Annotated in this window: 15 protein-coding genes; 11 read left to right on the top strand and 4 right to left on the bottom strand. The window is 65.9% G+C overall.

The genetic code is table 11. From position 1 onward, the window contains the following. The first annotated feature begins 118 nt into the window (after positions 1-118). The 3 genes from AX702_RS13685 to AX702_RS13675 are packed head-to-tail and all read left to right on the top strand — an operon-like array spanning position 119 to position 2,659. On the top strand, positions 119-1,690 hold the full coding sequence (locus tag AX702_RS13685) for a sensor histidine kinase (RefSeq protein ID WP_231731853.1): 1,572 nt from the start codon (positions 119-121) through the stop codon (positions 1,688-1,690). Then, complete coding sequence (locus tag AX702_RS13680) at positions 1,687-2,265, top strand: response regulator transcription factor (protein ID WP_066780438.1); 579 nt, start codon at positions 1,687-1,689, stop codon at positions 2,263-2,265. The genes AX702_RS13685 and AX702_RS13680 overlap by 4 nt, the downstream gene beginning before the upstream one ends. A 10-nt stretch (positions 2,266-2,275) precedes the next feature. After that, positions 2,276-2,659 carry a hypothetical protein gene (locus tag AX702_RS13675; RefSeq protein WP_066780436.1) on the top strand — a complete coding sequence of 128 codons (384 nt, stop codon included), beginning with the start codon at positions 2,276-2,278 and terminating at the stop codon, positions 2,657-2,659. A 118-nt stretch (positions 2,660-2,777) separates the two neighbouring features. Here AX702_RS13675 and AX702_RS13670 read toward each other — a convergent pair whose 3' ends face one another. The 3 genes from AX702_RS13670 to guaB are packed head-to-tail and all read right to left on the bottom strand — an operon-like array spanning position 2,778 to position 5,952. After that, positions 2,778-3,281 carry a tetratricopeptide repeat protein gene (locus AX702_RS13670; protein WP_066780488.1) on the bottom strand — a complete coding sequence of 168 codons (504 nt, stop codon included), beginning with the start codon at positions 3,279-3,281 and terminating at the stop codon, positions 2,778-2,780. A 34-nt stretch (positions 3,282-3,315) separates the two neighbouring features. Then, the gene (locus AX702_RS13665) at positions 3,316-4,488 is read right to left on the bottom strand and encodes an RsmB/NOP family class I SAM-dependent RNA methyltransferase (RefSeq protein WP_066780434.1); all 1,173 of its coding nucleotides are present in this window, start codon (positions 4,486-4,488) and stop codon (positions 3,316-3,318) included. A 6-nt stretch (positions 4,489-4,494) separates the two neighbouring features. Continuing rightward, a complete protein-coding gene (guaB, locus tag AX702_RS13660; RefSeq protein ID WP_066780432.1) occupies positions 4,495-5,952 on the bottom strand; it encodes an IMP dehydrogenase in 1,458 nt (485 codons plus the stop codon). A gap of 121 nt (positions 5,953-6,073) precedes the next feature. Here guaB and AX702_RS13655 point away from each other — a divergent pair, with 121 nt between their 5' ends. Then, on the top strand, positions 6,074-7,048 hold the full coding sequence (locus AX702_RS13655; RefSeq protein ID WP_066780430.1) for an SPFH domain-containing protein: 975 nt from the start codon (positions 6,074-6,076) through the stop codon (positions 7,046-7,048). Further along, positions 7,045-7,494, top strand: a complete 450-nt coding sequence (locus AX702_RS13650; protein ID WP_066780428.1) for an NfeD family protein — start codon at positions 7,045-7,047, stop codon at positions 7,492-7,494. The genes AX702_RS13655 and AX702_RS13650 overlap by 4 nt, the downstream gene beginning before the upstream one ends. On the opposite strand, the gene AX702_RS13645 is transcribed toward AX702_RS13650, so the two are convergent. Then, a complete protein-coding gene (locus AX702_RS13645; protein WP_231731852.1) occupies positions 7,495-8,547 on the bottom strand; it encodes a mechanosensitive ion channel family protein in 1,053 nt (350 codons plus the stop codon). Positions 8,548-8,708: 161 nt separating this feature from the next. Here AX702_RS13645 and AX702_RS13640 point away from each other — a divergent pair, with 161 nt between their 5' ends. From AX702_RS13640 to AX702_RS13615, 6 genes are read left to right on the top strand one after another with little or no spacing between them, the layout of a single operon-like run. Then, the gene (locus tag AX702_RS13640; protein WP_066780424.1) at positions 8,709-9,413 is read left to right on the top strand and encodes a response regulator transcription factor; all 705 of its coding nucleotides are present in this window, start codon (positions 8,709-8,711) and stop codon (positions 9,411-9,413) included. Then, the gene (locus AX702_RS13635; protein WP_066780423.1) at positions 9,382-10,950 is read left to right on the top strand and encodes a stimulus-sensing domain-containing protein; all 1,569 of its coding nucleotides are present in this window, start codon (positions 9,382-9,384) and stop codon (positions 10,948-10,950) included. The genes AX702_RS13640 and AX702_RS13635 overlap by 32 nt, the downstream gene beginning before the upstream one ends. Before the next feature lies 1 nt (position 10,951). Then, positions 10,952-11,371 (top strand): HPr kinase/phosphorylase, encoded by a 420-nt coding sequence (locus tag AX702_RS13630; RefSeq protein WP_066780422.1) that lies wholly within the window; start codon positions 10,952-10,954, stop codon positions 11,369-11,371. After that, positions 11,368-12,282, top strand: a complete 915-nt coding sequence (rapZ, locus tag AX702_RS13625; protein WP_066780421.1) for an RNase adapter RapZ — start codon at positions 11,368-11,370, stop codon at positions 12,280-12,282. Before AX702_RS13630 ends, rapZ begins: the two co-directional genes overlap by 4 nt. A 17-nt stretch (positions 12,283-12,299) precedes the next feature. Next, positions 12,300-12,713 (top strand): PTS sugar transporter subunit IIA, encoded by a 414-nt coding sequence (locus tag AX702_RS13620; RefSeq protein ID WP_066780483.1) that lies wholly within the window; start codon positions 12,300-12,302, stop codon positions 12,711-12,713. Next, positions 12,713-12,979, top strand: coding sequence for an HPr family phosphocarrier protein (locus AX702_RS13615; protein ID WP_066780486.1), 267 nt, complete (start codon positions 12,713-12,715; stop codon positions 12,977-12,979). Before AX702_RS13620 ends, AX702_RS13615 begins: the two co-directional genes overlap by 1 nt. Position 12,980 lies beyond the last annotated feature (1 nt).

Raw genomic sequence — 12,980 nt, 5'->3', positions numbered from 1 at the left:
TCCGTGCTAGATGCAGGGTTTACGCTACCTGTTTGGGGAAGGGGCCGCGTTTCGGTAATCTATGGCCAGCGGCGCGCTCCATGACGATGAGGTACGCTCAGCCTCGCGGCGTCTCGTTTTGGCGCTTCCGCGGGGGCGTGCGCGCGATGTGGCGCTGCTGGCATTGTACGCGCTGGGCTTCGTTCTTACCCACAAGCTTGCCGCCGCCTGGGATGGTGACGGCTATTATTCGCTCTGGTTTCCGGCTGCTGGGGTGCGCTTCGCGCTCCTTTGGCGCGCCGGCGCGCGCCTCACCCTGCCCGTCGCCGCCGTGGAACTCGGCATGGATCTGCTTACCGGGGCGGTGGTGCTAACCCGTTCCGACTGGTTCATGCTCGTGTCCGCCGTGGTCCGGCCGGTATTTGCCTACGGCCTGATCGTCGTTGTCACCCGTCGCCTGCTGCGGGGGATGGAGAGCCGCGGCGTCATGTTTACGGCGCCAATGCCGTTCGCCGTGGCGGCTGTGTTGGCGCCGATCGCCGCATCGCTTGCGGCCATTCCACAGGCGCTGCTCCGCCCGGATCTGACCGGCATCACCGATTTCCGCGCCATGGTACTCTCGCTCAATGCCTTTGCCATTGGCGATCTGCTTGGCGTGCTCCTGGTTGCCCCGCCCCTGCTCTGGGTGGCGGACCACATCAGCGGGAAGAACCGCTTCACCATTCGTCATCGAAGCGCGCCCATCCTGATCGAAAGCGCGTCGGTGTTGGGGTTCGGTATCCTGCTCGGGGTCGGGCTCGCCTGGGTCGGGCTGGGGCTTCAGCCGGCGCCGGTGCTGGTGGCGATCGCCTGGGTTGGCCTTCGCCTTGGCCGGTTCGGTGCTTGGTGCGCGCTGCTTATCGTGGCGACCATCGTGCTGCCTTTCACGGCCACGGAAATGTCTACTGCCGCCCGCCTCAACCTCCATCTTGGTCTCGCTACCCTGGTGGTGACGGGGTATCTGGCCGGCAGTTTTTCCGATGCGCAGGCGCGTGCGCGCGAGGCGCTGGCCCGGCGTGACCGCCTGTTGTTTCAGGCCGAGCGGCTGAAGACGCTGCGCGCCATGTCGGTGGCGGTGATCCATGAGATTTCGCAGCCACTCTCCACTCTCTCGATCGAGGCGCGCCACCTGCACGAATCGGCGGAGAACGCGCCGCCGGAGGTCGTCGCGACCGCTGCCCTGATCCATGCGAAGGCAACGCAATTGTCGGAGCTCGTGCGGCGTCTGCGCCGCTATGGCGGGCGCGCGGTTGATGAGCCGACGCCGCTGCCGGTCAGTGCATTGATGGACAGCGTCCTCGCCCTGGCTCGTCCCGAGATCTCCGCGGCGGGCGTCGGATTGGCGGTCGGCCGGGTCGACAGCAATCTGATCGTGCTCGGACAGGAAGTGGAACTCGCCCAGGCCATGATGAACCTGATCCGCAACGCCGCGCAGGCATGCGGAACGGGTGGCGAGGTAAGCCTGGTGGTGGAACAGGAAGGCGAAACCGTGCGCCTCTGCGTCGAGAATGGCTGCGCGCCAGGCCGTTCCTCCCAGCCGGGGATGGGCGTGGGCACGATGATCGCTCGCGCAATTGTTGAGGCGCATGGCGGCACGCTCGTCCGCGCCACGGAAAAGAACGGGCGGGTGCGCGCTACCATCACCCTCCCCTTGGTGGGGGAGCCGGCGTGAGCAAAGGTGATACCGTTTACGTCGTTGATGACGATCCCGATCTGGCGGCCAGCGTCGCGCGCCTCCTGCGGCGGCACGGTTATGCCGCCGAACCGATCCTTGATCCGATTGATCTGCTTCAGGTCTATTTGGATGCGCCGGCGCACTGCATCGTCACTGATGTGATGATGGGGGATCTGGACGGCTTCGGGTTTGCCGATCGCGTTCGCGTTCTCGATCCGGACGTGGCGATCGTCTTCATGACCGCCTGGCCCACCACCGCCAACGCCGTCGATTCCGTGCGGCGTTATGGCGGGCTGGACTACCTGGAAAAGCCGATCGACGAGGATCGCCTGCTCGCCGCCGTCCGCGAGGGCGTCGTGTGGAGCCGCGACCGGCGCGCCGTCAGCGCCCGGACCGCCAGCCTGACGCCGCGCGAACGCCAGGTTTTCGATCTTCTTGTGCAGGGGCATCCGAACAAGGTCGTCGCCGACCGCCTCGGCCTGTCACCCAAGACCGTCGAGGATCATCGCGCATCCGTCCTCGCCAAGACCGGGACGACCGGTCTTGCCCAGCTCATCGCCTTGTCAAAATGAGTTCTTCATCATGACTGCTTCTGTCGCGACACCGCCGCATCAGCGCGGAGATGAGATGCTGATCGAACTGGCGATCCTTGGCGTCCTTGCCGAGCGAACCGAGGTCTATCCCTCGCATCTCGTCGGAGAATTGCGTCGTCGTCTCCCCTGCGTCGCTGGGGAGGAGGTCCGCCCCGTCCTTGAACGGCTCTGGCGGGAAAAGCGCGTCGCGCGCCTGTGGCACCGCTATTTGCTGCCTGATCGGGTGCCGGCGGTGCGCAAGAGGTGGCTGGAGATGATCGACCGTCGGCGCGAAGATCTGGAGGCGCTCGAGTCTAACGAGAATGGCTATGTCGAAGGGCGCGCCGCCCTGCTCGGCTGGGACGGATGGCGCGTGGGAAATGTTGACGCCTGATCGCGCCGAGGAGCCTCGGCGGTCGGGCGCTTCGGAGCATGTTAGCCATCTGACGAGGCACCAAGCGGCACCACTGCCCATCAGGGCAAAGGCCGCATCGGCGGCGCCTGCCCGCCGCTTAGTTCTTGGCGGGCACCTGCTTGGTCGTGTTGGCCTGGGCCGTGGCGACCGGCGGCCCCTTGGCGATGGTGGCGGCAAGCGTCGTGGCCTGCGGGCAGGAGGCTTTGCACAGCACCTTCACCCGCGCGAGATTTTCCTTGGCCCGCGCAACGGCGCCCTTGGCGACCAGCGCCTCGCCCTGGCCGGTCAGCGCGTCCACGTCATTGGGCTCGAGCAGCAGCGCCTCGCGGTACAGGCGGATCGCCTTGCCCGGCAGACCCCGCCCCTCCGACAACTCGGCCAGGACGATGAACGCCTGGCGGTTGCGCGGGTCAACGGCCACCGCCGTCTCCAGCAGGTCGATGGCGGTGTCGACATTGCCGGCTGACCGGGCGGCCTTGCCCTGCTGCAACAGCGCGAGCGACTTGGCATCGATCTGGTCATCTGGACGTTGGCCGTGAAGCGATGTCGAGATTGAAACCATCGCGAGCGCAGCGGCTACGGCGACTGACGTGTAACGCATCAAGGGCTCCAGCTTCGGCACGGCAACGTCCCGGTTAGCACGGCGCCACCAGACGCGCGACGAAAAAACCGTCACTTTCGTCATGCACCGGCGACAGACGGACACCGGCACCGTGCGGCGCCCCCATCGGCAGCGCCGGTGTGGACGCCTTCCAGCCCGGATGCCCTGAGAGGAACTGCTCCGCCTGGAGCGTGCCCTCCGCATCGAGCAGCGAGCATACCACATAGACGATCGACCCGCCCGGTCGCACCAGTGGCGCAGCCAGCTCCAGCACATGCGCCTGTGTCGCGGTCAGCCGCTTCAGCCGTTCGGGCGTCAGCCGCCACCGCGCCTCGGGATTGCGCCGCCATGTGCCCGTTCCGGAACATGGCGCGTCCACGAAGACCACATCCGCGGCGCCGGCAAGGTCGCCAAGTGCCTCGGCCTCCTTTCCGGGGTTCAGCAGCCGGGTCTCGACAATCGTCAGCTTCGCCTTGTCGGCGCGTGGCGGCAGTCGCGAGAGCCGCGCACGGTCGACGTCGCAGGCGATGATCCGCCCGGTTCCGCTCATGGCGTCAGCCAGCGCAAGCGTCTTGCCGCCAGCACCGGCGCACAGGTCGACCACCGTCATGCCGGGCCTCGCCTCCGCGGCCAGCGACACGGCCTGGCTTCCCGCATCCTGCACTTCCGCCACCCCGGCAAGCGGAGCGACATCTGTCCCGGCAGGAAGCCGCCAGCCGCGATCCAGACCGGCGATCGGCTGTGCGTCCGGAAACGTCGACAAGGCCTCGCCCGCGTCCACGTCGCTACGGATCCGGACGTCCAATGGTGCCCGGGCCACCAGTGCGGGCCAGGAGGCCGCGGGCAGGCCGGATTGCTCCAATTCCCGCCCAATCCATGCCGGAACCACACCGCTTACGGCCACCGGTTCGCCCTGTTGGATCGCCGCGGGGCCATGCGGCGACCCATCGAACCGCGCGGCAATTTCGGGATCGCGCTCGGTCAGCAGCAGCATCGCCGCACGTCCGCTCGGCGGCCGTTCACCACATTGGCGAATGGCCGCATACACCAGTTCCCGGACTGCGCGCCGATCCTTCGATCCCGCATAGCGCCGGGTCGCGAAGTAGCGGGCGATGAGCGTATCAGCCGCAGCGCCTGCCTCCTGCGCGGCGGCGATGATGGCGTCGAGCAGTTCGATCGCCGCCTGGGTGCGTGCCGCAGGTGTCATGCTGGCTCAGCGCGTCGGATAATTGGGTGCCTCCCGCGTGATCGTCACGTCGTGGACGTGGCTTTCCTTCAGCCCCGCACCCGTGATCCGCACGAAATTTGCCCGCTCACGCAGGTCAGCAAGCGTGGCCGACCCGGTATATCCCATGGCCGCCTTGATGCCGCCAACCAGCTGGTGGATCACGTCGCGTGCCGGCCCCTTGAACGGCACCTGGCCCTCGATCCCCTCGGGCACGAGCTTCAGCTGGTCCTTGATCTCACCCTGGAAATACCGGTCCGCCGAGCCACGCCCCATCGCGCCCACGCTTCCCATGCCGCGATAGGATTTGTACGCACGCCCTTGATAAAGGAACGTTTCGCCTGGTGCTTCCTCGGTGCCCGCCAGCAGCGATCCGACCATGCAGGTCGAGGCGCCGGCGGCCAGTGCCTTGGCAAGATCGCCGGAGGTGCGCAGGCCGCCATCCGCGATCACCGGGACACCACTCGCCGCGGCAGCCTCGGCGCAGTCCAGCACCGCGGTCAGCTGCGGCACACCCACACCTGCAACCACGCGGGTCGTGCAGATCGAGCCAGGGCCGATCCCGACCTTGATGCCATCCGCGCCCGCATCGATCAGGGCACGCGTCGCCTCACCGGTCGCGACGTTCCCCGCGACGACCTGAACGGAGTTGGACAGCTTCTTCACGCGCTCCACGGCGCGCGCCACGTCGCGGTTGTGGCCGTGCGCCGTATCGATCACGACCAGGTCGCATTCCGCGTCGACCAGCGCCTCGGTGCGCGCAAACCCCTTGTCGCCCACCGTTGTCGCGGCCGCGACGCGCAAGCGGCCGGCCGCATCCTTCGTCGCATCCGGATAAGTGACGGCCTTTTCAATGTCCTTGACGGTGATCAGGCCGACGCAGCGGTAATTGTCGTCAACGACGATCAGCTTCTCGATGCGGCGCTGGTGCAGCAACCGCCGCGCTTCTTCCTGCCCCACGCCGACGCGGACGGTGGCAAGATTGTCGCGGGTCATCAGCTCCGACACGGGCTGCATCGGGTTTTCCGCGAACCGCACGTCACGGTTCGTCAGGATGCCGACCAATTTGCCGTCCGTCTCCACCACCGGAATGCCGCTGATCCGGTTCTGCGCCATCAGCGCCTGCGCCTCGGCCAGCGTGGCCTGCGGCGTGATGGTGATCGGATTCACCACCATGCCGCTTTCGAACCTCTTCACCTGCCGGACCGCCGCGACCTGCTCTTCGACGGTCAGGTTGCGATGAAGCACGCCCATCCCGCCGAGCTGCGCCATGACAATCGCCATGTCCGCTTCGGTCACCGTGTCCATTGCCGAGGACAGGATCGGGATGTTGAGCGCGATGTCGCGCGTCACTCGCGTTCGGGTATCCGCCTCGCTCGGCAACACCTCGGATGCAGCCGGAACGAGGAGAACGTCGTCGAAGGTGAGGCCGAGCCGAATATCCATGAAGTGCCGTTTCCGTGTCGCGCAGGAGTGGCGGGCCATGTAACCGCGACAGCGACGATCCGCTAGGCCCCCTCGCCCGCCCCTGCTAAGCTGGCTCTAATCTGGGGAGGAAAGTTCGCGCATGGCCATTGCAACCGCCACGCTGATTCTGGCTATCGTGCTGCTCTATCTGCTGACCAGCATCAAGATCGTACGCCAGGGCTACCAATATACGATCGAGCATTTCGGCCGCTACACGACGACGGCCACGCCGGGCTTCAACTTCTATCCCGCCTTTTTCTATCGCGTTGGCCGACGCGTGAACATGATGGAACAGGTGATCGATATCCCCGGTCAGGAGATCATCACCAAGGACAATGCGATGATCTCCACCGACGGGGTCGTCTTCTTCCAGGTGCTGGACGCCGCGAAGGCGGCCTATGAGGTGTCGGATCTTTACGTCGCGCTGCTGCAGCTCACGACCACCAATCTGCGCACGGTCATGGGATCGATGGATCTCGACGAGACCTTGTCGAAGCGGGACGAGATCAACGCTCGGCTGCTCAGCGTGGTGGATCACGCCACCACCCCCTGGGGCGTCAAGATCACGCGGGTGGAGATCAAGGACATCCGTCCCCCGGCCGATATCGTGAACGCGATGGGTCGCCAGATGAAGGCCGAGCGGGAAAAGCGCGCGAATATCCTTGAAGCCGAAGGCATGCGCGCATCGGAAATCCTGCGCGCCGAGGGTCAGAAGCAGGCGCGCATCCTGGAGGCCGAGGGGCGGCGCGAGTCGGCCTTCCGCGATGCGGAGGCTCGCGAGCGTGCCGCGGAAGCGGAAGCCAAGGCCAGCCACGTCGTGTCTGCCGCGATCGAAAGCGGTGGAACGCAGAGCCTGAACTATTTCATCGCCCAGAAATATGTAGAGGCCGTTGGCAAGTTCGCGACCAGCCCGAACGCGAAGACCATCCTCTTCCCGGTCGAGGCGACTCAGCTGATCGGCACCCTTGGCGGTATCGGCGAGCTGGCCAAGGCAACCTTTGGCGACAAGGCATCCGATCCCGCGGTCCCGACCAAAGCGTCGGTGCCGCAGGTCCGCACGGAGCCGAAGCAATGACCCTCGCCGGCCTCGCACTGAACGCTCCCGTTCTGTGGCTCCTCGTCGCGGTGCTGCTTGCCGGTGCGGAACTGGCGCTGCCCGGTGTGTTCCTCGTCTTCCTCGGCGTGGCGGCGGCGATCGTATCGGCGGCCACCTTCATTCTGCCGGACCTGCCGATCGCGGCCCAGCTTGGCGCATTTGCGATGTGGAGCGTGGTGGCGGTGCTGATCGGCCGCCGCTGGTATCTGGACTATCCGGTGGACACGAGCGACCCGCTGCTGAACGACCGTTCGCGGCGACTCGTCGGCGAAACGGTGATCGTCGCGGATCCGATCATCGCCGGACGTGGCCGCGTGCGGGTCGGTGATGGCGAATGGCCCGCGGCCGGGCCGGATGCGCCGACCGGTGCGCGGATGCGGATCATCTCCGTCGCCAGCGGAATCGTGGTGGTCGAACCGGCCTGATCAGGCGAAGCGCTGAGAGGGCAACGCATCACTCTCCGCAAGCGAAAGCAGCCGGTGCTTGGGAAGCGCTTCGGGCATCTCATCGCGGATGAATGCGAGCATCGCCTCACGGATGTCGCAGCGTAGGTCGAAGGCGGTGGGCGCATCCTTCGCCGTGGCGAGAACGCGAACCTCGATCGCGTCCGGCTTGGTATCGGTTACCTGAAGCACGAAGGCGCGTCCGTCCCAGCGCGGGTTGGCGCGGACCACCTCTTCGTACCGCGCGCGAAGTCGGGGAATGTCGGCGGTTGGATCCAGCCAGAAGAAGGCGCTTCCCAGAAGCTTGCTGGTGTTTCTCGTCCAGTTCTGGAACGGCATTTCGAGGAAGCGGGATACCGGCACGATCAGCCGTCGCTCGTCCCAAAGCGCTACCACGACATAGGTCAGCCGGATCTCCTCCACCTTTCCCCATTCCCCCTCGATGATCAGAACGTCGTCGATGCGGATCGGCTCGGTGAAGGCGAGCTGCACCCCCGCGATCAGGTTCTTCAGCGCCGGTTGAGCGGCCGCGCCCACCGCCAGGCCAGCAAGACCGGCCGAGGCCATCAGCGTGATGCCGACACTGCGGATGCTCGGGATGGACAGCAGCATCAGAGCAATCGTGACCATGGACACGCCGATGATGACGATCCGGCCCAGGATCGCCGCACGGGTGCGCCGCCGACGCGCGCGCAAATTGTCTTCAACCGCGATATCGTAGCGAAGCTCGATGGCGCGAATATACACCTGCACAACGGTGACGATCAGCCATCCGAGAAGGCCGGGCACGACGAACCCAGCGATCATCTGCCAAAGATCGTCGGCCCATTCGGGCAGCACAAGAAAACGCCGCGCGACGGCCAGCGCAATCGCAACCACGATCCAGCGCATCGGTCGGGCGGAAAGGGCAAGGACGGCGTCGTCCACTGAATCGGGCGTCCGCGCGGCAAGGCGGCGGCCAACCGCCATGAACGCGGCATGCAGCGCCAGCGCCAACACCACGGTTCCGATCACGATCGCGGCGTTGGCGACCATGTTGGGGATTTCCCAACCGCTCCAATACGCATCCATGCGGACGTAAAGAACATAGGCGGCAGGATGTTCCGCCGCACTGCACCATGACGGATGCAAGTCGGACCGACGGCGAACCACAAGCCGCCATTGAGCCGATCACCCGTTTGCACTAACGCCGTTTCATGACGGCAACGATCGCGCTCGTCGATGACGACCGCAACATCCTCACCTCCGTTTCGATCGCGCTTCAGGCCGAGGGATTCCTCACACGCGTATACGCCGATGGCGAGACCGCGTTGAAGGCGTTGGTCGACAATCCACCCGATCTCGCCATCTTCGATATCAAGATGCCGAGAATGGACGGGCTTGAGCTGCTGCGCCGCGTGCGTGAGCGCAATCAGATCCCGGTCATTTTTCTCACCAGCAAGGATGACGAGCTGGATGAGGCGCTTGGCCTCGCGATGGGTGCGGACGATTATATCGCCAAGCCCTTCAGCCAGCGCCTGCTGATCGCCCGTATCCGGGCGATCCTGCGCCGCACCGAACTGGCGCAGACGACCGAGGCAGGAGAGCCGGAGGCCGCCGCTCCGATCGAGCGCGGGCGCCTGTCAATGGATCCTGCACGGCACCGTGTGACTTGGAACGGCGAGCCGGTGACGCTGACGGTCACCGAATTTCTGATCCTGGAAACGCTCGCGCAGCGACCGGGCATCGTGAAGACGCGCAACCAGCTGATGGACGCGGCGTACCAGGACGACATCTACGTCGACGATCGAACCATCGATTCCCACATCAAGCGTGTGAGGCGCAAGTTCCGCCAGGTGGATCCCGCCTTTGATGCCATCGAGACCTTGTATGGCGCCGGATATCGCTTCTCCGAAGAGTGACGCCAACGATCTGACGCTGCGATGGTCCGGCCGGGTATCGCTCACGCGGCGCATCCTGGCGGTGAACATCTTCGCGTTGCTGTTGCTCGCGGGAGGCTTCTTCTACCTCGATAGCTACCGCACGCGGATCCTCGACAGTCGTACACGCCAGGCCATGCAGGAGGCTCGACTGATCGCCGAGGCGGTGGGCGTCGTGCCGGAAGAGCGGCGGGAACAGCTGATACGGCAGCTCGCGCGCGATACGGGCACCCGAATTCGCCTGTTCTGGCGCAGTGGCGACCTTCAGGCGGACAGCAGGGCGCTGGGCGAGCGGAACTTCCTGCTGCGCGATCCGGACAAGGACGGCCTGGGGCAGAGGATCGCACGCTTCCTCGACGCCGGCATCGATACGGTGGTCGGTGCGACACGCCCTCCCCTCTACCGCGAGAAGACGAGCGGCGTCGCCTGGACAGATGTGCGCACCGCGCTGGGCGGATTTCCTTCGGCAACGGTGTGGCGAGCGCCCGATCGCACGCCCGTCATCACCGCGGCTGCCCGCGTGCCGGGCCGCGACGCCGCCATCATGACCACGGTGAACGCCCGCGACATCACCCAGACCGTCCGGGTCGAGCGCTTTCGCCTCAGTGTCGTGCTTCTGGTCGTGACGCTGGTCTCGGTTTTCCTGTCGCTGTTCCTGGCACGAACGATCGTCCGGCCGCTGCGACGACTGGCGCGAGCGGCTGTCCGCGTCCGGCTGGGCCGCGCGCGCGAAGTGGTCGTGCCCCGCCTGCCGGAACGCAAGGACGAGATCGGGCTGCTGGCGCGCGCGCTATCCGACATGAGCCTCGCCCTGCGCGCCCGGATCGACGCCACGGAAGCTTTCGCCGCGGACGTGACGCACGAGCTCAAGAACCCCCTCGCGTCCCTGCGCTCGGCCGTTGATGGCCTTGGCAGCGTGCGCGATCCCGTTCTTCAGGAGCGTCTGCTCGCGATCGTTCGCGATGACGTCCATCGCCTTGATCGCCTGATCAGCGACATCTCCGAAGCCTCGCGCCTGGATGCGCAGCTCAGCCGCGCGAAGTTCGAGCCGGTCGATGTCGTCGCCGTGCTCCACGGGATCATCGCCGAGCGCGAGGAGCGCCGGCTGGAGCGGGGCATTCGGCTTCGTCTCGATCATGAAGAAGGCGCGCCGCTCCTTATTTCCGGTGAAGGGGCGCGGCTCGAACGGGTGTTCGAGAACCTGATCGACAATGCGGTGTCATTCTCGCCGGACGGTGGCCTGGTTTCCATCGCCGCGCTCGCCAGCGGCGACAAGCTGGAACTATGCTTCGAGGACGAAGGTCCGGGCGTACCGGAAGACGCGCGCGAATCGATCTTCCGCCGCTTCCACTCCGTACGGCCAAGCGGGGAGGATTTCGGCCAGCACTCCGGCCTCGGGCTCGCGATTGCACGCACGATCGTGGAGGCGCATGGGGGCTCCATTCACGTGGAATCGAGGGAAGATCGCTTGAGCGGCGCGCGCTTTGTTGTTCATCTCCCGCTGATCTCGCGGGCGTGAAGTGAGCGCGCACGCCACTATCCACGCGTCCACGGTGGCGATCGATGGCCGGGCCGTCCTGCTGCTCGGCCCGTCAGGCAGCGGCAAGTCTGACCTCGCCCTGCGCCTGATCGATCGCGGGGCCGTCCTCGTCTCCGACGATTACACGCACATCGCGGCGTTCGGCGACACGCTCGTGGCGAGCGCCCCCTCCACGATCGCCGGCCGTATCGAGGTCCGTGGCCTCGGCATCATCCCGATGGAACATGTTGATGGGGTTCGGGTAGCTTTGGCTGTCCGGCTGCAGGATGGGCCGGAGCGGATGCCGGAGCGCCAGTTGGAGCCATTCGCCGGCATCGCCGTTCCTGTTCTGTTACTCGATCCGCGCCCGGCCTCCGCCCCGCTCGTCATCGAACACGCCTTGAGACACGATCTGCCATGAACGCTCCCTCGGAAATCCTGCTGGTCACCGGCATGTCGGGCGCCGGCAAGTCGACGGTGCTGAAAACGCTGGAAGATCTCGGGTGGGAGGTGGTCGACAATCTCCCGCTGAGCCTGCTTGATCGCCTGCTCGGCACTGATGCCGCCATCGGCCAGTCCGAGTTCGCGCGCCCCCTCGCCATCGGCATCGGCGCCATGACAAGGGACTTTGATGCCGCGGCCATCGCTCGCCAGATCGATCGCCTGCGCGAAGCAGGCCGGCAGGAGATCGATACGCTGTTTCTCGATTGCGCCACTGACGAACTGGCCCGCCGGTATGACGAGACGCGACGACGGCATCCGCTCGCCGCGGACCGCCCGGCGCGCGAGGGCATCGCGCAGGAGCGAGAGCTGCTTGAACCGCTCAGGCGCTGGGCACCGCGGCTCATCGATACGAGTCGCTATACCAGTGCCGAGCTGGCGCAGCAGATCCGGCGCACCTTCGCGCAGCCAGGGCTCAGCGAGCCGGCCGTCTCGGTCATGTCCTTCGGCTTTTCCCGGGGTTTACCACCAGATGCGGATCTGGTTTTCGACATGCGGTTCTTACGTAATCCGCACTGGGTTCCACATCTGCGCCCGGGCACCGGGCAGGACGAGGCGGTTGCCGCTTATGTGTCACAGGACCCCGCATATGAGCCGGCGGTCAGCCGCATAGAGGAGCTACTTCTGCTCCTCCTCCCCCGCTATCGCGCTGAAGGAAAGTCTTATATAAACATTGCGGTCGGCTGTACCGGCGGGAGACACCGGTCAGTGCATGTAGCAGAACGGATCGCAGCACGGTTGCGCACTGCGGCATTTTCGCCCAGGGTCACGCATCGTGATCTTGCGGCAGTGCCGCAAGATCGGCTCGAGGGACGGCCTGACGGGCAATGAACGGATTGACGACGCAGATGATCGGGCTTGTGCTCGTGACGCACGGCCGGCTGGCCGATGAGTTCGTGACGGCGATGGAGCACGTGGTGGGCCCGCAGAAGCAGGTTCGCACCGTGGCGATCGGGCCGGATGACGACATGGAAGCACGCCGGGCGGATATTCGCTCCGCCATAGCGGAGGTGGATAGCGGTCGCGGGGTGATCGTCCTGACCGACCTGTTCGGCGGCACGCCCTCGAACCTGGCGATCTCGCTGATGGAACGCGGCAGGATCGAAGTGATCGCCGGCATCAACCTGCCGATGCTGATCCGGCTTGAATCTGCGCGTCGGAAGATGGGCGTTGCGGCCGCGGTGGCGGCAGCGCGTGAAGCGGGCCGCAAGTATATTTCCGTTGCCTCCGAGGTGCTCGGGGTGGGAGAAGCCGCCGCGTGATGGTATCCCGCGACGTTCTCATCAGTAATCGGCGTGGCCTGCACGCCCGCGCCAGCGCGAAGTTCGTGACGCTCGCCACCCAGCAACCACTGACGGTTCAGGTCGCCAAGGGTGCCTCCACGGTCACCGGCACCTCGATCATGGGTCTGATGATGCTGGGGGCCGCGAAAGGTGACACGATCACCATCAGCGCACAGGGCGGGGAAGCCGAAACGGTCGTGGCCGCCATGTGTGCGCTGGTGGAAGCCAAATTCGGCGAAGACTGAC

The sequence above is a fragment of the Sphingomonas sp. CCH5-D11 genome (assembly GCF_001557395.1).
GTDB lineage: Bacteria > Pseudomonadota > Alphaproteobacteria > Sphingomonadales > Sphingomonadaceae > Sphingomonas.
Note: the sequence above shows the minus strand (reverse complement) of the source record. Positions and strands in the feature narration are given on the sequence as shown.